The following is a 19,588-nucleotide window of genomic DNA, read 5'->3' on the forward strand; positions in this document are numbered from 1 at the left end:
CAACCGATGTAAATCCGGTTGTTGGTGCTGGTGATCCACTCACAGAATCTATCCCATACGTTGGCGCTTTCGCGGCGTTGTAAGGTTGTTGTCATCGTTTTATAAATGCGGTTATTTGTGGATGATTTCGATAAGCAAATTTGCTTACCTATGTCTATTACATTAGAAGCAAAATTGAGATTTGTAAAGAAATATTAAATAGGAATTGATTATAACAGTGATTTGTTTTACGGATGAATCGTGAAGAGAGACACAATTCATCCACTTTTATCAACCAGGGGGCCAGTCCAACTGCCGTCCTCCCAAAATATGCAGATGTAAGTGGTGGACTGTCTGACCACCATCGTCACCAGTGTTGATAACAACTCGATAACCATTTTTCAATTCAGCAACTTCTGCAACACGTTTGGCGGTTAACAAAAGATGCCCCAACAGAGCATGATCTTGAGATTCAGCATCAGCTAATGTGGGAATGGGTTTTTTGGGAATAACGAGGATGTGAACAGGTGCTTGGGGATGGATGTCTTTGAATGCTAAGGCCAAATCATCCTCATAAACAATATCGGCGGGAATTTCCCGACGAATGATTTTGCTGAAAATCGTTTCTATAGTTTCACTCATGCTAATCTACCTACTCATCTGCTAGAGATTTTAAAGGTTTAGTGTAGTAACTAGATCGTCTAGACAACAAAATACTCATTCCTGTGGTAGAGTCTCCATAGATAACATTCCTCCCACCACAACATAGAGACAATGATTACAATCTCTTACTGAACTATAGGGTGGGATTTTGATGATTAGAAAGTTGCATATTCAATGTACCAATGCTTTGGAGATTTTTATGAAACAGTCAAAATACTATTTTGTTATTTTTATTATTATCATAATTAGCATATTTCTGCGTTTCTGTTTATTACAAAATCAAAGTCTTTGGTTTGATGAAGGCTGGAGTCTCGCTTTATCTGATGCTACAAGTGTTCAAGAAAATTTATCCAACATTGTAAATCGAGAAGCTGGTGATAAATACCAACCACTTTATTATTTGATCTTGTTCTATTGGCGTTCAGTGTTTGGGGATAGTGAATTTGCGATTAGATCGCTCTCATCTTTACTAGGAGTCGGCTCAGTAATTGCCATATTTTTTACGACTCTACGTGTTTATGGAAGAAAACATGCTTTATGGTCGTCTACAATCCTAGCAGTTAGTTCTTTTAGCGTATTTTATAGCCAAGATGCCAGACCTTACGCATTATTAATATTTATAACCTCACTGCAAATATATTTTTTTAGTTATGCAATCACTGTAGATAAGAGGAATAAAATTATTCCCCAATTGCTTTTTGGTATCTTTACAGCCATAGGAAGTTTTGGCAGTATTTTGACAATTATATTTAGTTCATCCATTTGTTTATCTCATGCAATTATTTATAGAAACTTAAAAGAATTGCTCAGATGGTGGATACCTCCGGTAGTTTTTTCCTCTCCAATGCTTTGGTTCTACTTATCATCACCAGCTGCATCCGATCCCACTGCTACTCAAGTTACTCGGACTGGATTACCTATAATTACAAACATAATTTTTGTGTTCTACGGTATATTAGTCGGGACATCCTATGGGCCGCCACTGGAGAAATTACGCGATCCAGAAAAGATAAATGTTTTACTTGGTTACTGGCCTCAGTTATTAATATTTATTATTGTCATTACTGTCATCTTTTTAGCTTTGGTAAAAAGTCTATCAAGACACCGCAAGAGGAAAAGATATCAAGAGGCTGATTACTTTTTCACATCGCTTTTAGTAACATCCTTTTTACTAACCTTGCTATTTGCCTTGGCAACCAAAATTAATTGGCTACCTCGCCACTCTTTTTATCTATGTATACCAATTTTCATTTTGATTCCATCAGCTTTTTTATATAATTATCAGCGCCAGAATAAACTTTCTCTATTCTCTCAAGTTCCAAAGTTCGCTACTGTTTCTTTGCTATTGATGAATGTTTATTCAAATTGGCAATACTATTCCAATCCCGCCTATTCCAAAGATGACTACCGTTCGGCTGTTCGCTATCTGCTACAAAATCGAAATGAATCTGCAAAATCTGTATTGTTATACGGACAGCCTAGATTACTGAAATATTACGGAGATTCATCAACTATATATGCACCAGATTATATTCGGAAAATTATGAAGGGAAAAAATATTGGAGAAAAGGTTAGTATAGCAACAAACAATGCAGATACAGTTTTTGTGATAATTAACCGCGAATTTTATTGGGAATTTAGAGATGTTTTTCAAGCAGAAATGAGTGATTTATATAAACTACAAGGTGAGGCTGATTGGCCTTATATGAAAATATATCGATTCACAAGAAAAAAATAGAAAAAAGTACTTAATTGAGTTTTTCCCAAGGCGGCTCAATTATTTATGATGCTTAATCAACCTCCAACATGAACGCCAGGACGTTTGTGGGGATTCTTTTCAGCCCGACGTAGTACTTCACGGGTGACTACAGCAATATCACCCTCACCAAATAAGATAAAACGCAGTAAGTATTGTATGGGATTGCCCTCAACCCAGCCAAAGTAGGCATGAGGAATTTTACCTGTATGGTCACGAATATAAAGCAGTAAAGCCGCGATCGCATTAGGTACTGCTGCACTCTCAGCCCTTAAAATGCGATAATCACCAACTTGTACCCCTCTTACTTTGATGATATCCGCAAACTCGGAAGCATCTGATACCTGAATCTCTAGAAAAAGAATTGGATCGTTGGCTGGAATATGGTTATCCTCGCGGACTTCTTTCTCTTTTAAAAAATACTCTAGGACATCACCCGTATTCAATCTATTTGCAATTAACCGTATTGCTCCCTGGCTCTCTTCCGCAAGGAATTGGCCAGCAAGTTCGTCAACTTCGATCCGCTCTGCTCGCAGTTCCGTTGAACGCCAAACACGAGAAACTAGTGAGGTAAAAATGATCGCACCAATGAAAAACCCAGCGATTCTAATCCCCTCTGGTCTTTCGATGATATTAACAATAGTGGTATATAAAAATAACAGTGTGATAATGCCAAAAACAAGTTTTGCCCGCTTCTCTCTGTGGCGGTGGGCTGATAAGGTTACGGCAAAGGCTGCTGAGGTAATCAATACAAGCACACCAGTTGCGTAAGCTCCACCTTGGGCTTCTACACTTGCTTTGAAGATGATTGTGACAACAAAAGCGATCGCTGTGTACACTAACACTAAAGGTCGCGTTACTCGTGCCCAATTCGGTGCCATACCATAACGTGGTAGGTAGCGAGGCACAATATTCAGCAGCCCTGCCATTGCAGATGCACCTGCAAACCACAAAATGGAAATAGTACTGATATCGTAAATTGTGCCAAAGGCATTGCCTAGATAAAGATGTGCTAAATAAGCAAGGGCTCGTCCGTTAGCTTTGCCCCCAGATGCAAATTCTGCGACTGGAATCAGTAAAGTGGTTATAAAGCTGGTGGTGAGCAAAAAGAAGCTCATAATCAGAGCAGCAGTAGTCAGCAGCTTACGTGTATTCTGAATCCGTCCTTTGGAATATTGGGGAGTATCGTTGCTGCTACCTTTGACGAGGGGCATAACGGTGACACCAGTCTCAAAGCCTGACAATCCTAGTGCTAGCTTTGGAAATATGAGGAGAGATATACCAATTAGTATCAAAGGGTTGGAATGGCGGGCAAAAAGTGCCGCATGCCAGTTAGCGATCGCTCCTGGGTGAGTTAAAATCTGATACACACCAACGCTAACGACTATGGAGTTTAACAGTAAATAAACTCCCACCAACACGACTGCAATCCCAATCGCTTCTCGGAAACCTCTCAAGAAAACTGCGCCTAGTAATGCAACTAATACTAAGGTGATTGCGATCGCTTGACCGTGAAACCAATCTGGGGTAAGCGGATTTTCGATTATATGGGCTGTAGCATCAGCAGCCGATAGGGTAATGGTAATAATAAAGTCGGTTGCCACAAAGCCAAGTAAGCACAGCACAAGTAATTTACCCTGCCACCAAGGGAGCAAACGCTCTAACATTGCGATCGACCCTTCTCCATGATGGCTTTCGGCAGCAATGCGTCGATAGATTGGCAATGCTCCGAACAGGGTCAGTAAAACTAAAATCAGGGTAGCTATAGGAGAAAGAGCGCCAGCAGCCAGTGCTGCAATACCAGGTTGATAGCCAAGGGTTGAGAAATAATCTACACCAGTCAAACACATGACCTTCCACCAAGAATGCTGGCGATGTGTTTCTTCCTTACGGCGGTACGATCCTTCCTTATCTCGTCTGTTTTCTTCAAGCAACCAGCTAATAAACTGACTGCTGAGGCGTTTTGTTGAAACAATTGATTTAGCCATCAAATACGGTTGGGTTGCAAAACTTGGCTTGGTGATTTGCTAAAATTTTTAGCTACAAATATATAGCAACTATATATTGTAGATTAAGCATCTTGTCATATTTACAAAATATTTTAGTTAGACTAGAGCAGCAAGATCGACGGAAAGTCAAATACGAAAGAAAGACTTATCGACGTTATCCGCTCCGAAAACACCAACGGCAAAGGATTTAAGACTTTAATAGTACCGTTCGGACGCGGCTTTTGGCTTCAAACTAAAAATTAAGTCTGCCAGTTTATTTATTTACCGCTAGGATCGTAGAATATAATTAGATACGTGTTGCACACTTAGCCACAAGCGTTCAACACGTATCTAAAAACAAACTTTAATATTACTTAAGTTGTAAATGCTTTAGTGTCACTTATAAATGAGGTAGTTAGAATAAGCAATCTATCACACCAATCTTTGAGAGATTGGGGTTATTTACCTCACCCCAAAAAACTTGAACTATAGACCTAGTGGACGGATTGGATGCTCCTTAAGCTATCAATAGTTTGCTTGCCAAGAACATTCGACAGTTAGCGAACGATAATTTTATGGAAAGATGTTTTAATTTTGTATGGAAGCTTCAATAAAACTCACAAGTGTTTTTTTAGGCAATTTCTCGGTTAAATCTATTAAATCTTTAATGATAATATTACTATGAATGCACATAGAGGATCTGCTGTGCTCAGTTCTGCAACTTTCAAAATGCAACCATCTGCAACAGGACTGACCGAGAATCATCGCCTGCGGCTGTTTTCTGGCTCTGCCAATATCCAACTGTCTCAAGAAGTCGCTCGTTATCTGGGCATGGACTTGGGGCCAATGATTCGCAAAAGATTTGCGGATGGAGAACTTTACGTTCAAATCCAAGAATCAATTCGTGGTTGTGATGTCTATTTAATCCAACCATGTTGTCAACCTGTAAACGATCATTTGATGGAATTATTGATTATGGTTGACGCTTGTCGTCGAGCTTCTGCGCGACAGGTGACGGCAGTAATTCCCTACTATGGCTATGCTCGTGCCGATCGCAAAACAGCAGGACGAGAGTCGATCACCGCCAAGCTGGTTGCTAACTTGATCACTGAAGCAGGAGCCAACCGCGTTCTAGCAATGGATTTGCACTCGGCGCAAATTCAAGGTTATTTCGATATCCCCTTTGACCATGTTTATGGTTCGCCAGTATTGCTGGATTATCTAGCAAGCAAACAACTGCCCGATGTTGTAGTTGTTTCTCCCGATGTTGGCGGTGTAGCACGAGCGAGAGCATTTGCCAAAAAACTGAATGATGCGCCACTGGCAATTATTGACAAACGTCGTCAGGCACATAATGTTGCAGAAGTGTTAAATGTTATCGGCGATGTTAGAGGCAAAACGGCAGTGTTGGTGGATGACATGATCGACACAGGCGGCACGATCGCAGAAGGGGCGCGATTACTACGTGAAGAAGGAGCGCGTCAGGTATATGCCTGTGCAACTCATGCGGTATTCTCTCCACCAGCAATGGAGCGGTTGTCTAGTGGTTTGTTTGAGGAAGTAATTGTCACCAATACGATCCCCATACCAGAAAGTAATCGTTTTCCTCAACTAGTGGTGCTGTCAGTGGCTAATCTCTTAGGAGAAACCATTTGGCGGATTCATGAAGATACTTCAGTTAGTAGTATGTTTCGCTAAATTGTCATTAACGTTATCTTTATAGGTATCAATTACCCACACTGTAACCTTTAATTGGTTACGTGTGGGTTTTTAAATACCTCAAATTTTTGTCCTGAGATTACAGAAAACTCTTGCTCTCCCCATTCCCTAGCGATACAGCCAAACCCGGAGTAGTGAAAGCAGTTGCTCGGTATCTACAGGTTTGGTGATATAGTCAGAGGCTCCAGCTTCGATGCACTTTTCGCGATCGCCTGGCATAGCTTTGGCAGTTAAAGCAATTATTGGTAGGGAGCGAAACTGTTGTCGCTGACGGATGGCACGGGTGGTTTCGTAACCATCCATTTGTGGCATCATGATATCCATCAAGACTATATTAATGTCAGGATTAGTTTGCAGCATCTCTATGCCATCTCTGCCATTTTCGGCAAACAGTACTTGCATTTGATAGCTTTCTAAAAAGCTGGTCAGGGCAAAAATATTCCGTAGGTCATCATCTACAATCAAAATTTTCCGATTAGTCAGCACCGGATCGTTTTGGTGTAGTTGCTCTAGCATCTGACGCTTTGGTGGGGGCAAATTTGCTTGCACCCGATGCAAAAATAGAGCAGTTTCGTCTAACAACCGCTCTGGCGATCGCACATTTTTAATAATAATTGTCTCTGCTAGTCCCCGCAGTTGGGTTTCTTCTTGTCGGCTGAGTTCTTTGCCGGTGTAAACGATGATCGGCAGTTTCAACAGCCTAGGTTCTTGCTTGATTTGCTCAATTAGTTCAAACCCGCTCATGTCGGGCAGACCGAGATCGAGTACCATACAGTCAAAGTGATGCGATCGCAAAATCAACAGCGCTTCTGCCCCCGTACCCACTGCTGTACTCTGGACATCACCATTACCAATCAGTTCGATAATACTTTGGGCTTGGACTGGGTCATCTTCTACGATCAGGAGATTTCTTACCTGACGCTCAATAAAGCCTTTAATATCAGTCAATACCTGAGTTAGCTCTTCTGGAGAAACGGGTTTTTGGAGATAGGTAATCGCTCCTAGCTGTAATCCCCGTTGCTGTCTTTCATCCACAGAAAGTATATGTACTGGTATATGTCTGGTATCTGGCTTGTGCTTGAGACGATCCAGAACCGTCCAACCATCCATTTCTGGCATATAAATATCGAGCATAATCGCATCAGGCTTAAACTCTTGCGCGAGTACTAAACCTTGTTTGCTCTGTAAAGCAACGATGGTTTTAAAACCCTGCTCCCGTGCCATATCTAATAAGATACGGGCGAATTTATCATCATCTTCAATAATTAGCAAAATGCGATCGCCCGGTTGAATTATTTCCCGGTCATCTGGAATTTCGTGGGGGAAGGTGGTAGATACTTTCGCTGATGGAGAGGTGTCCACAGTTGTGGGTTTGCTTTCGACCAGAGGCACTTCTTTTATGGTCGATACTTTGCGGATAGTGGTGGTTGGTGTTGGCTCCAGGGATGTAATATTTTGACCATTCTTTTCCTGTCGCTTGGGTAAGTAGAGAGTGAAGGTGCTTCCCTCGCCTGCTTGGCTGACTAGTTCAATTCTCCCTCCCAACAGTTGAGCCAATTCGCGGCTGATGGACAAACCCAAGCCAGTCCCGCCGTACTTGCGGCTGGTTGTGCCATCTGCTTGCTGAAATGCCTCGAAAATAATCTTTTGCTTCTCGTCTGGAATGCCTATACCCGTGTCGCTAACGGCAAAAGCAATCATGGGATTATCAACTTGGGTTCCATCAGAAGACATACTAATTTCTAACTTCACACCTCCCTTTTCAGTAAACTTAAAGGCGTTAGCTAGGAGATTTTTTAGTACTTGTTGCAGACGTTTGGAGTCATTAGAAATTGTCGCAGGTAACTTATCATCCAGTTCAATAGTAAAACTGAGTTTTTTCTTGTGGGCTATTTGTCGGAAAGTCTGCTCTAGAGATGTTTCCAAGTCTGCAAAAGCAATTTGCTCAATATTGAGCGACATAGTACCCGACTCAATTTTTGCTAAATCTAGGATGTCATTGATCAACTCCAGCAAATCAGTGCCAGCCGAGTAAATAGTCCGGCTGTACTCTACCTGTTTATCGGTCAAGTTGTTAAGAGAATTATCTGATAACAGTCTTGCTAAAATTAACAAGCTATTTAGGGGTGTCCGTAATTCGTGGGACATATTCGCCAGAAATTCTGACTTATATTTGGAAGACAAGGCCAGTTGTTCAGCTTTTTCTTCAAAAGACTGCCTTGCTCGTTCAACTTCCTGGTTCTTGCGAACAACTTCCTGATTTTGAACTTCTAATAATTCTGCCTTTTCTTCTAGCTCTTCATTTAATTGTTGTAATTCTTCGTTAGACTGCTTGACAATAAATTGTGATTCTTCCAACTCGTGCGCTTGCTCTTCTAGGCGTTGATTGCTCTGCTGTAGTTCTTCTTGCTGAGTTTGCAGTTCTTCAGTTAAAGCAACAGACTCTTCAAGTAGTTGCTGGGTTTGCAATTGTGAAGCGATGTTATTTAAAAATACTCCCAAATTTTCACTCAATTGCTCTAAAAATGTTAGATGCAAATGGCTAAAAGACGCAAAAGAGGCAAGTTCAATTACTGCACTGACCTCCGTCTCAAACAATATAGGCAAGACAATAATATTTAGTGGTGGTGATTCCCCCAAGCCAGAACTGATGCGGATATAGTCACTAGGAACTTCTGTGAGGAGGATTCTTTGTTTTTCTAAGGCGCATTGTCCTACCAATCCCTCGCCCAAGCGAAACTGATTTGCAACGTTTTTTCGCTCTTTGTAAGCATAACTACTTAATAATTTCAGTACTAGCTGGTCGTCTAAGGAGGACATCGCATAGAAAACGCCTTGTGATGCTCCAACCAGTGGTGCTAAATTCGACAATATTAAGCTAGTTGCACTTTCCAGATGGCACTGCCCTTGGAGCATCTGGGTAAATTCAGCTAAGTTAGACTTTAGCCAGTTTTGCTCGTCATTTTTTTGAGTTGTGTTTCGCAGATTAGTAATCATCTGGTTGAAGGTGCGCGTCAACACGCCAATTTCATCTAGGCGATCGCTATCTGGTAAACTCACTGATAAATCCCCATCCGCCATTTTTTCTGCCAAACCAGAAACTTGCTTCAACGGTACTGAGATATGTCTGGTCAGGATGAATCCAATTAAAACCAAGATTAAAGAAAATAGGGGAATACTAAGGACAACGCTAGTGATGGTTTGCTGGGCAGCTGCTTGTGCTTTTTGAGAACGTTGCTTCAGGAGTCCATTTTCCTCATTTTCCATCGCCAAGATTACTTTGCGGATTTCACTCATCACTTGCTTACCCTGGTCTGTCAGTACAACCTTCTGGGAAACTTCAAAGCCTTGATTTTGGCGCAAGTCAATGGTTTCTTTAAGTTCAGCCAGCTTTTGAGCGATTAGTGGCTGTAAACTATCCAGTCGTCGCTGTTGGTTGGGGTTATCTACTGTTAATCTCTGAAGTTCCCTGACTTTTTGCTCCAACACACTAATGGCAGCATTATAAGGTTCCAGATAGCTCTGTTTTCCAGTAATTACATAACCACGTTGCCCAGTCTCAGCATTGGTCAGTTGCAAGTTCAGGTATTCAAGTTGACTTAGCACCTGGTAAGTATGGTTTTCTTTGACTGAAGTTTCAATTAGATCGTTGGTACTTTGGTAGGAGACTAAACCAATGGTGGTCAGAGTTGCCAAACTCAGGGCAAAACTTATTCCAATCTTGGTTCCAATCTTCAAACTGTTTAACATTATTCCAGACAAGTATTCAAATTATTTTTGTTCTGATTCTGTTTTAACTATCCAAAAAGAATGTAAAGTATCTAATTGATGTGGATATGGTGGCTAGTTTTTGGTACGTTCAGAACGAGCGATCGCATTTTAATCCTTTTACAAATGTGATGTGATTTTAAATTAAGTATATAAATATTTTTCTCTAGCATTTTTATAATTTAGCAAATATTAAACTTTTAGATAGCATAATTTTCTTCAAAAGTAGTAACAACTTTACTTTTTAATTTAGCGGTGAATATCAATCACTTCCTGTTAGATTATTTATAAATTTAACATACATTAGACTTTACTAAAAAGTGCTAGGTTTTATAATTGCAGTCATTGACCTAGTAAGACCAAAATTCTGTAAACTCCAAAAGGCACAATTGATGGATTGAAAATCATAATACGATATTATCCAATGTCATCATTCTCTAAACACTATAAAACTCCTATTTGATTTTTGAACAAGATGCAAATAGGAGTCCTATACAGATAAGATAGTGGCTTTTGCCAATGGACACGAAATCACTATAATTGTATATTACTATACGTATTAACTAAAAAATTATGTTTAAGTAAGTTGATAACAATTAATGAAACATGTTACTAAACGTAAATAGTATTATAGCCCTGACTAATGACAGCCGTCGCCAGTTAGCTTTAATTGCGCCGACCTACTTACAAGGAGCATTATGGTAGAAAACAAGAGTTTCAAAAAACAATATTCATTTGTTGGAATCGCATGTGTTTTATATAACATCCTAAATGAATATGTAACTAGAAGTTTGTAGTCTGGCGATCGCTTCTAGCTGCATTAAGCTCAGATTGGCTGTATATACCAAAATGTTGGATTTTGTTGCTTTCTAAAATAGCTCTTGCACCTGCTATGTAAATATCAGTACCTTTGATGACTACTAAATAATGACCAAGGACCACTTGCTGGTCATAATATTTAACTAGATCGTTAGGAATTCCGAGAGTTGTGTAGTTATCTTGAGAACTCCTGAGATTTCCTTCACAAATATCACTTAAACTGCTTCTATTTTTAGCAACTACTGATACTTGACTCATCGGAAAGTCAGCAGTTCTCAATTCAGTAAGGACTCTTTCGGTATCTTGGCGCGTATAAAAAACACCAATAGCGTGCCTATAGCGACTATTCGGCGTTAAGTATGGCTCATTAACACTTCGTTGTTCTCGTTGTTGAATATCACGGCGACTAAAAATCCTCTTAGCAAGACGGATTTCTATGTCTATACCAGTTACTATCAGCAAATAGTAACTTTTACAGACGAGATCGCTATAACCCTGTGCTTCCTCTTTAGGAATTCCTAAATTTATAAATATACTAGGCAAACCACCTGCTAAGGTAGTAGCGATCGCTGTTGCTTCTGCTCCAGCTATCATGACTCGCCCTATACCAGGAATTACCCAGAGTACTAGACCGACTAATAAGCCACTAAGATCGCCTAAAGCATCACAATTAAAGACTTCACCAACATCTTGTCCAGATGTATTGCTAGTGCGTTCTTTAACTTCAACACCAGCAATATCACTTTGTTCTTCTACATTGCGAGCAATTACAGAAACCTTGTGCATTGGAAAATTAGAAGCTTTGAGTTCCTGAAGTGCCAATTGTGCATCTGAACATCTAGCGAATACTCCTACAGTTATTCGCTCTTTATCTAATGTCATTTTATCGGTTTTTTGCAGCTAGAAGTGATTCCCAAAATTGTCAGTTAATTTGATGCTATTACACAGCTCGACGAGTCAGTAAACCCCAAAGGAAAATTAATAACATAGCACCTAGAACAGCAAATAAAATGCTTCCAAGGGACAAAGCTCCTACAGATGCGGCGGCGGCTGAACTACTTCCGAGTAAAGCTTGACCCAAGTAACCACCCACTACAGCTCCAAGTATTCCTAGTACAATCGTGGAGAGAATACCGCCACCTTGGGTTCCTGGATAAAATAACTTAGCCAACGCACCTGCAATTAAACCTAAAACCAACCAAGCAATAATGTTAGTCATTGAATTTCTCCTTCGTGGAAATCTGCCTTGTTTGTTTTCGACTATTTCATATTAAAGTTTGTCGATAAAATTCCCGATCTATCTAGAGAACTAATATCAAAAATCTTTAGATATTATTTGAATAATCACAAAGTTGGTTGTATTTAAGGATGAATATATAAATGAGTAATATTAATGTCTCTGCTATGGCAATCATCCTTTTTGCTTTAACTATATAAATCAATAAGCGGATCTCAATTCATAACGTAGGTGTAGCCAGGCGTAGGTATCATACTTGCTTCTAACTTTTGATATATAAACAATTAATCCTCTAGATAGATGTGTTTTTATTATCTAGAAAAATGAATCTTTTAGCCATGACTTGCAGTATCAAAAATAACTAAATTAGTATTGATAAAAGTTAAGTGGGAAAACCGTACTTCTCTGAGAGGTTTTCTGTACCATATATCTACGTTGAGCTAGATACAATCAAAGCGTGGCTGATATTAGTGCTGTTTTCTAGAAAATTTATACAGCATTAGCAGGAGAGCGAAAATATGACAAATCAACTGAAAACGGCTGCAATGCTCGCTGCATTAAGTGGTCTTTTGATCGCAATTAGTTACTGGGTAATTGGTGGTACTAGTGGCTTAATAATTGGAGTTGGCTTGGCAGCAGTCACCAACTTGTTTTCTTGGTATCAATCAGATAAGATTGCGCTGGCAGTATACCGCGCCCAGCCAGTGAGTGAAGGAGAAGCGCCAGGACTTTATCGGATGGTGCAGAGATTAAGCGATCGCGCTAACATCCCCATGCCCAAAGTTTACATTGTCCCAAGCCAAGGTGCTAACGCCTTTGCGACAGGGCGCGATCCAGAACACGCTGCTGTGGCTGTCACCGAAGGCATTTTGAATATCTTACCAGAGGATGAACTCGAAGGCGTTATCGCCCACGAACTGACCCACATTATTAATCGTGACACCCTCACCCAAGCCGTTGCTGCTACTGTTGCTGGTGCTATCTCATTCCTAGCGCAAATGGTGAGTTACAGCTTATGGTTTGGCGGTGGTTCACGAGATAACAACAGAGGTGGAAATCCTTTGGGTGTTTTATTAACAGTAATGCTTGCACCAGTAGCTGCAACTATTATTCAGTTAGCAATTTCGCGCACACGAGAATTTTCTGCTGATGCAGGATCTGCTAAATTAACTGGTAATCCCCGCGCCTTAGCTAGGGCATTACAACGCTTAGAAGCCTCAGCAAAGCAGATGCCTTTAAATGCAAATCCAGCTTATGAGCCTTTATTAATTATCAATTCTATCTCTGGACAATTTCTGGGTAACTTGTTTTCTAGTCACCCTGCTACGGAGGTGCGAGTTGCAGCATTGTTGAAATTAGAGCAACAACTGCCAACAAAAGCTTATTAATTTGTCATTTGTAATTAGTCATTAGTCATTAGTCATTTGTGACATTAACAATGGCTAATGATTATTAGTATAGGGGAGGCAGGGGGAGTAAAGAGAAATATTTAGTAATTTTTGCTGCCAAGATAGTCCAAAATACACTTAATTTCTTGATTCCCCCCCTGCCTCAAGAGCATCCCCTGCCTCCCCTGCTTACCCACGTCACTGTTAGAGCATTGCTCCCCAATAATCCTTACTCTCGTTAGTTTGCCGAACCTCTCCTAGGGAGAGGTCTTTTATATAGATTTTCTGTCGCGGATAAGATAAAGAAGTAACATAGCTCCTCACACAAGTAGCAATGACTTCAACCCTGCGGAAATTTACTCGTCTTCATAGCCCAACACTGCATCAGTTACCCAATGGTTTGACAATCATTGCGGAGCAGATGCCAGTTGAAGCTGTAAACCTCAACTTATGGATTAAAGTTGGTTCAGTCGTAGAATCTGATGCCATTAACGGTATGGCTCATTTTTTAGAGCACATGATTTTTAAGGGAACAGAACGACTGGCTAGCGGTGAGTTTGAACGTCGAATTGAAGAACGGGGTGCTGTTACCAATGCCGCTACCAGCCAAGACTATACTCATTACTATATAACGACTGCCCCCAAAGATTTTGCCCAGCTTGCTCCACTACAAATAGATGTAGTATCAAATGCTAGTATTCCTGATGATGCTTTTGAACGCGAGCGATTAGTAGTTTTAGAAGAAATTAGGCGTTCAGAGGATAATCCCCAACGGCGGACATTTCGCCGAGCAATGGAGACAGCCTATAGTGAGCTACCTTATCGCCGTGCGGTATTGGGGCCAGAATCAGTAATTTCTGAACTTAAACCCCAGCAGATGCGGGATTTTCATGATATTTGGTATCAACCCCAGTCAATTACTGCTGTAGCTGTGGGCAATTTACCTGTGGAAGAATTAATTGCGATCGTTGCTGAAGGATTTACAAAAGCCAATAAAACTCAGTACTCCCCAATCCCCAATCCCCACGGGCTAAACGCCCCGCTACCGCTAACAGCACTCAACGCTGAATCACCATTTACAGAAATTGTCCGTCAAGAATTTACAGATGAAAGTCTCCAGCAAGCAAGGCTATTGATGCTTTGGCGAGTTCCAGGAATGGCGCAGTTAGATCGCACCTATGGACTGGATGTTTTAGCAGGAGTTTTGGGACATGGACGGACATCAAGGTTGGTGAGGGATTTACGAGAAGAACGGGGATTAGTTACTTCAATTTCTGTGAGCAATATGAGCAATCAGCTGCAAGGGACATTTTATATTTCAGCTAAATGTGCAGTGGAAAATTTAGCTGAAGTAGAGGATGCGATCGCTAAACATATTCGCACAATCCAAACCGAGTTAGTCACAGAGTCAGAAATTGCCCGTGTACGGCGGCGAGTAGCGAACAGATTTATTTTTGGCAATGAAACACCAAGCGATCGCACTGGGTTGTATGGTTACTATCATTCCTTGGTGGGAGATTTAGAACCCGCCTTTAATTACCCAGACTATATTCAGAGTCAAGATGCAACTGACTTGATGCAAGCAGCCAAAGAGTATCTTTCCCCAGAGGCTTATGGTGTAGTTGTCGTCAAGCCGTAAATTAAAAAATGGGGAATGGGGAATGAGGAATTGGTCATTAATCAATAGTTCTTCTTCCCTTACTTCCCCTGCTCCCCCTGCTCTCTCATCCCCAATTTAACTATGTGGACTCAAATCGATACTCATATTAGCCAGGAGACTGGCGAAAAATTTCAGAGTCAGCAACGGCGATCGGTTGGTGGCGGATGCATCAACCAAGGTTATGCTGTTTCCAATGGTGAGATTACCTACTTCGTCAAGCTGAACCTTGCATCCCAAGCTGCGATGTTTGAGGCTGAGGCATTGGGTTTAAAGGAAATGCTAGCCACAGCTAGTATTCGCGTCCCAAAACCTATTTGCTGGGGTTTAGCTGAAAATTCTAGCTACATCGCCCTGGAATGGTTAGAACTTGGTAACGGTAACAGCAATTTGTGGGAAGAGATGGGGCGCAAGTTGGCGGCGATGCATCAAGCTAGCAGTAGTCAAGGTTTTGGTTGGAAAATTAACAATACCATTGGTTCCACGCCCCAAATCAATACTTGGACAGCAGATTGGACAGAATTTTATATTAAACATCGCTTAGGTTATCAATTTCAGTTGGCAAGGCGACGGGGAGGAAGTTTCCCCCAAGAAGAAAAATTACTAGTAGCTATCCCTGAAATATTGGCGCATCAGGTGCAACCTTCTTTAGTACATGGCGATTTATGGGGCGGAAATGCTGGGTGTACAGCCTCAGGAGAACCCGTGATTTTTGATCCAGCAACTTATTTTGGCGATCGCGAAGTTGATATTGCTATGACAGAATTATTTGGTGGGTTCCCCGCAGCTTTTTACAAAGGTTATAACGAGGTTTTTCCTTTAAATGCAGGCTATGAGCGGAGAAAAACACTCTATAACCTGTATCACATTTTGAATCACTTCAATTTATTCGGGGGCGGTTATGCTTCCCAGGCTAACCGGATGATTGACCAGATTTTGCGCTAAGTACAGCATTTTATTAATTCGTAGCGAATTAAATTTGGTAATACCGTGCAATAGCAATGCGTCGGCTTGCGTTGTTAATGTGTCGGCTCACTTTGTTAAAGCATCGACTTGCTTTGTGAATGCATCGGCTTGCGTTGTGAATGCGTCAACTTGCATTGTGAATGCATCGGCTTGCGTTGTAACCCATCGACTAGCGTTGTTAATACATCAACTTGCGTTGTTAACGCATACCCTTGGAAAAACAGAAGGTGGTATTGCTTGCAATACTGCTCGCTTAAGGTGCATAGTCATTTGAGATACCCTTTAATCCACGCCACATGCTCCACTTAAAAAGGTGGAACATAAGGCGTTCTTAGCCCCACTTTTTAAGGGGGGTTGGGGGGATCGACTCTTAACCGAGCAGTATTGGTATTGCTTGGAGACTGATGCTACTTTAAAGCCACCATTTGATTCACCATCACCACTAAGGCCAACATTCCCAAAATCGTCATTAATCCCGCCGGCATAAATTTGCGTGTTTTAACGAGTCGAAATGCAAAGACTACCACTAAAACACCAGTAACTAACACTGCTAAAATCAAACCCCAGGTTTGTCCTTTGAGTTGAAGGTAGGCGGCAAGTATTAGTAATAAGCCGCTAATGCTACCACTTAACAGTGAAACCCTACTTCTAGCCTGAGTATAGCCAATAATGCCACCAGCGATCGCTAAGATGCCGTATGTGAAAGCAGCAATTATACTTAAATTCATTGTTAAAACATCTGTAGATTTTGACTTTACTGCCAAGGTCAGCAGACAATTTACCATAGCTAAATAGCTATACCACACAGTTGATTAATGGATAATCAAGCGATGCCAATAGCAAGTACTTCCTTATATACAAAAGTTCAATATCTCCAGCGTCAAGCAGCATCACTTTTACTCTACCAGTCTGTCCTCCAAGGCGAAGTGGGGATAGCATTTCTAGAACTGTTGCAAGCTATACGTTACACTGATGCCGATGCCCGGGGTTGTCTCCAAGCATACGGTAGTTATTTCCACGCTTTAGCGGCCAAAAATCAAAACTGGGAAGACTATTTAATTACTCAACTTCTCTTCTCTAAGAATCCTTTTACAAAGCTGGCTGAAACACGAGAATTTGAAGAATTGCCCCCAGCTTTAGTAGCAGCAGTTAAGCATGATTTACAAATATTGCAAAGCCTCTATGAATGTAGCAGCGCTTCTTTAAGTGAGTGGATACAAAATGTAGCTCACATGCCCATTTCGCCAGTAGTGTGGTATAAAGAGCAAGAATTGGTAAAAGTAGAGACAAAGTTCGCTACATATCTACAAGAATTAGATAATTGGGGTGATGCTGTAGAAGAATTAGCGGCTTATTATCGGCAATGTGGATCTGGTTTGTTTGCTGAATATCGCGCTTTACGCTGGCAAGGTGGGCAGTTTATCGGTATCCGGTATTCCGATCCGGTTAAGCTGAGTGCGCTTGTAGGTTACGAGTCTCAAAGAGATGCTTTGCTAAAAAATACAGAGTTTTTACTATCAGGAGAGATGGCACTGCACGTATTACTTTACGGTAGTCGTGGTTCTGGCAAATCTTCTTTAGTAAAATCTTTGTTGAATGAATATAGCGATCATAGCCTCCGCTTGTTGGAAGTGACAAAATCTGATTTAAAAGACTTACCAGAAATTGTGGAACATTTACGAGGTGTGTCACAAAAATTTATCATCTTTGTCGATGACCTTTCCTTTGAAGAAGATGATGATGCCTTCAAAGCGCTCAAGGTAGTTTTAGAAGGTAATTTAACCGCGCGGCCGCAAAATGTAGTTGTGTATGCTACCTCCAATCGCCGCCACTTGATTCGGGAGTTTTTTGTGGATAGACCTACCCCCAAGGATAACGACGAAATCCATGCTTGGGATACGATGCAGGAGAAGCTTTCGTTTAGCGATCGCTTTGGTTTAACCTTGACCTTTGAACCAGCCGATCAGAAAACTTATTTGAAGATTGTACAACATCTAGCTGCACAAGCTGAAATTAATATTACCCAAGAAGATTTGGAATTTCAAGCATTACAATGGGCAACTCGTCACAACGGTCGTTCTGGACGCACAGCACGGCAGTTTGTTGATTTTTTAAAAGCAGATTTAAGACTCTTTAACTCAAATAAGGACACATCTAACACTTCTGATTAAAATTAGTTCATTCACGCTCGACCTTTGTTATTACTTGCAAGACAACATGTATAAACTATTTTTGAGTAAATATTATTTTATGTATATTATCATTAGGAAATATGAATTATAAATTAAGATGAGAGCTACTTATTCTGACAATTTCACTACGCTAAAAACCAGCAATATGCAATCAGTAACGATCGGCAATCGATTTATACTAGGAATAGTTGCCTTTAGTGTGAGTTTTGGACTTAGCCTCGTCCCGAACTGGGATTTTAATAAAGCCTTTCTCACAGGTTTAATTACTGCCTTTACTATCTATGCAGCAGCATTATTCGTAGATAAGCGACGGAGAAATTATGAAATGCTTGTTTTAGGTTCTCTCCGCAAGCGAATTAAAGAAATGGAGGGATTGAAAGCTCGTGTTGTCAGAGAAATTAATCAAATCGAAGAACATCATAATTTATTATACGCTGAGTCCCAACAACTACAAAATCAAGTAACAGAAAGCCGTAACCAAAGAGATAGTTTACATCGAGAATTGAGAACAGTTGCCGGACAAAAAAAGCAGTTAGAAACAGAAATCAATAGTCTGCAAACTGAAATCAATAACTTGCATAAAAATCAAACAGAATTAAACAACGCTTTTTCTATCCTCACAGCAGAAAAGCGCCGTTTAGAGTCAAATTGTAATGTATCACGTGCTGAAATTACCCAGTTGCAAAGTCAAATTTCTGAACTCCAGCAGGATAAACAAGAAGTTGAAAGCAATTTAACTCTTTTAGGCAGACTCAAACCCCAATTAGAAGAAAAACTGTACGAACTACGAATTGGAATTCAAGAGTTAGAAGTTGAGACAATCCAAAAAAATCAATTACTGATAGCAACAAAAACCGAAAGAGAAAATATTCAAGCCATCCTGGGTTCTTTACAAATCCAACTAGCAGAACACAAAGTTGAATTCCAGCAGTTGCAAGTCCAAACTTCATTATTACAAGAAGAACGAGATTCATTGCAAAATCAAGTATGGGAATTACTTCAACAAATAGAAACATTTAATCTAGAACCTTTGGCTGATAATTCCCAAGAAGATGAGCCTGAATTGTTTCCTTTTTCTGAAATAATGGAAACTACAACAGTCGTAGACAGTTTGGAAGTTGATACATCAGAAAATATCCCTGAAGAATGGACTAATTTTTTAGAAAATCTCCCAATATACGAACTACAAGTATTAAAATCTATAGTCGAGCAAGATAATCCCAAAGCTGCCATTAAAAAAATTGCTGAAGCAAACATAACTATGCCAAATCTCTTAATCGATTCTATAAATGAACGGGCAAATGATATTATTGGGGAATTAATAATTAATTCAAATTCGGAAGTCCCAGAAGTTTACTTTGAGTATATTATCTATGTAAAAAAAATGATTGCCATGCATGAAAGTCTCCTAGCTAAACATGCATCGTCAAACTAAAGTGTTATTACAGTCGTCAGA

Annotated in this window: 13 protein-coding genes; 7 read left to right on the plus strand and 6 right to left on the minus strand. The window is 40.4% G+C overall.

Annotated features, from left to right (window positions below):
* Positions 1-270: 270 nt before the first annotated feature.
* On the minus strand, positions 271-621 hold the full coding sequence (locus tag V7K42_RS09330) for a histidine triad nucleotide-binding protein (protein ID WP_334915537.1): 351 nt from the start codon (positions 619-621) through the stop codon (positions 271-273).
* Positions 622-841: 220 nt separating this feature from the next.
* Between V7K42_RS09330 and V7K42_RS09335 the strand changes: the two genes are divergently transcribed.
* Positions 842-2,380, plus strand: a complete 1,539-nt coding sequence (locus V7K42_RS09335) for a glycosyltransferase family 39 protein (RefSeq protein ID WP_334915539.1) — start codon at positions 842-844, stop codon at positions 2,378-2,380.
* 56 nt (positions 2,381-2,436) lie between these two features.
* Here the strand turns inward: V7K42_RS09335 and V7K42_RS09340 are convergent, their stop codons facing one another.
* Positions 2,437-4,386: an amino acid transporter gene (locus tag V7K42_RS09340; RefSeq protein ID WP_334915541.1), complete on the minus strand. Its 1,950-nt coding sequence runs from the start codon at positions 4,384-4,386 to the stop codon at positions 2,437-2,439.
* Positions 4,387-5,067: 681 nt separating this feature from the next.
* On the opposite strand from V7K42_RS09340, the gene V7K42_RS09345 reads away from it, so the two are divergent.
* On the plus strand, positions 5,068-6,084 hold the full coding sequence (locus V7K42_RS09345; RefSeq protein ID WP_334915543.1) for a ribose-phosphate pyrophosphokinase: 1,017 nt from the start codon (positions 5,068-5,070) through the stop codon (positions 6,082-6,084).
* Positions 6,085-6,213: 129 nt separating this feature from the next.
* On the opposite strand, the gene V7K42_RS09350 is transcribed toward V7K42_RS09345, so the two are convergent.
* The 3 genes from V7K42_RS09350 to V7K42_RS09360 all read right to left on the minus strand — a co-directional run bounded on the left by V7K42_RS09350 (position 6,214) and on the right by V7K42_RS09360 (position 11,911).
* On the minus strand, positions 6,214-9,855 hold the full coding sequence (locus V7K42_RS09350) for a response regulator (protein ID WP_334915545.1): 3,642 nt from the start codon (positions 9,853-9,855) through the stop codon (positions 6,214-6,216).
* 801 nt (positions 9,856-10,656) lie between these two features.
* Complete coding sequence (locus V7K42_RS09355; RefSeq protein ID WP_334915546.1) at positions 10,657-11,574, minus strand: hypothetical protein; 918 nt, start codon at positions 11,572-11,574, stop codon at positions 10,657-10,659.
* Between the two features lie 58 nt (positions 11,575-11,632).
* Positions 11,633-11,911: a GlsB/YeaQ/YmgE family stress response membrane protein gene (locus tag V7K42_RS09360; protein ID WP_334833623.1), complete on the minus strand. Its 279-nt coding sequence runs from the start codon at positions 11,909-11,911 to the stop codon at positions 11,633-11,635.
* A 536-nt stretch (positions 11,912-12,447) separates the two neighbouring features.
* On the opposite strand from V7K42_RS09360, the gene V7K42_RS09365 reads away from it, so the two are divergent.
* From V7K42_RS09365 to V7K42_RS09375, 3 genes are all read left to right on the plus strand, one after another.
* Positions 12,448-13,317 carry a zinc metalloprotease HtpX gene (locus V7K42_RS09365; RefSeq protein WP_334915548.1) on the plus strand — a complete coding sequence of 290 codons (870 nt, stop codon included), beginning with the start codon at positions 12,448-12,450 and terminating at the stop codon, positions 13,315-13,317.
* A gap of 334 nt (positions 13,318-13,651) precedes the next feature.
* Positions 13,652-14,956, plus strand: a complete 1,305-nt coding sequence (locus tag V7K42_RS09370) for a M16 family metallopeptidase (protein WP_334915550.1) — start codon at positions 13,652-13,654, stop codon at positions 14,954-14,956.
* A gap of 102 nt (positions 14,957-15,058) precedes the next feature.
* Positions 15,059-15,919, plus strand: a complete 861-nt coding sequence (locus tag V7K42_RS09375; RefSeq protein WP_334915551.1) for a fructosamine kinase family protein — start codon at positions 15,059-15,061, stop codon at positions 15,917-15,919.
* A gap of 428 nt (positions 15,920-16,347) precedes the next feature.
* On the opposite strand, the gene V7K42_RS09380 is transcribed toward V7K42_RS09375, so the two are convergent.
* A complete protein-coding gene (locus tag V7K42_RS09380) occupies positions 16,348-16,668 on the minus strand; it encodes a TMEM14 family protein (RefSeq protein ID WP_334915553.1) in 321 nt (106 codons plus the stop codon).
* 87 nt (positions 16,669-16,755) lie between these two features.
* Between V7K42_RS09380 and V7K42_RS09385 the strand changes: the two genes are divergently transcribed.
* Positions 16,756-18,111: an ATP-binding protein gene (locus V7K42_RS09385; protein ID WP_334915555.1), complete on the plus strand. Its 1,356-nt coding sequence runs from the start codon at positions 16,756-16,758 to the stop codon at positions 18,109-18,111.
* A 166-nt stretch (positions 18,112-18,277) separates the two neighbouring features.
* The gene (locus V7K42_RS09390) at positions 18,278-19,567 is read left to right on the plus strand and encodes a tellurite resistance TerB C-terminal domain-containing protein (protein WP_334915557.1); all 1,290 of its coding nucleotides are present in this window, start codon (positions 18,278-18,280) and stop codon (positions 19,565-19,567) included.
* Positions 19,568-19,588: the final 21 nt, after the last annotated feature.

Origin of the sequence: Nostoc sp., assembly GCF_036917455.1 — a bacterium.
Classification (GTDB): domain Bacteria; phylum Cyanobacteriota; class Cyanobacteriia; order Cyanobacteriales; family Nostocaceae; genus Nostoc.

Coding starts and splice junctions, on each gene's coding strand:
- V7K42_RS09330 (WP_334915537.1), bottom strand. CDS start 621: ATGAGTGAAACTATAGAAACGATTTTCAGCAAAATCATTCGTCGGGAA.
- V7K42_RS09335 (WP_334915539.1), top strand. CDS start 842: ATGAAACAGTCAAAATACTATTTTGTTATTTTTATTATTATCATAATT.
- V7K42_RS09340 (WP_334915541.1), bottom strand. CDS start 4,386: ATGGCTAAATCAATTGTTTCAACAAAACGCCTCAGCAGTCAGTTTATT.
- V7K42_RS09345 (WP_334915543.1), top strand. CDS start 5,068: ATGAATGCACATAGAGGATCTGCTGTGCTCAGTTCTGCAACTTTCAAA.
- V7K42_RS09350 (WP_334915545.1), bottom strand. CDS start 9,855: ATGTTAAACAGTTTGAAGATTGGAACCAAGATTGGAATAAGTTTTGCC.
- V7K42_RS09355 (WP_334915546.1), bottom strand. CDS start 11,574: ATGACATTAGATAAAGAGCGAATAACTGTAGGAGTATTCGCTAGATGT.
- V7K42_RS09360 (WP_334833623.1), bottom strand. CDS start 11,911: ATGACTAACATTATTGCTTGGTTGGTTTTAGGTTTAATTGCAGGTGCG.
- V7K42_RS09365 (WP_334915548.1), top strand. CDS start 12,448: ATGACAAATCAACTGAAAACGGCTGCAATGCTCGCTGCATTAAGTGGT.
- V7K42_RS09370 (WP_334915550.1), top strand. CDS start 13,652: ATGACTTCAACCCTGCGGAAATTTACTCGTCTTCATAGCCCAACACTG.
- V7K42_RS09375 (WP_334915551.1), top strand. CDS start 15,059: ATGTGGACTCAAATCGATACTCATATTAGCCAGGAGACTGGCGAAAAA.
- V7K42_RS09380 (WP_334915553.1), bottom strand. CDS start 16,668: ATGAATTTAAGTATAATTGCTGCTTTCACATACGGCATCTTAGCGATC.
- V7K42_RS09385 (WP_334915555.1), top strand. CDS start 16,756: ATGGATAATCAAGCGATGCCAATAGCAAGTACTTCCTTATATACAAAA.
- V7K42_RS09390 (WP_334915557.1), top strand. CDS start 18,278: ATGCAATCAGTAACGATCGGCAATCGATTTATACTAGGAATAGTTGCC.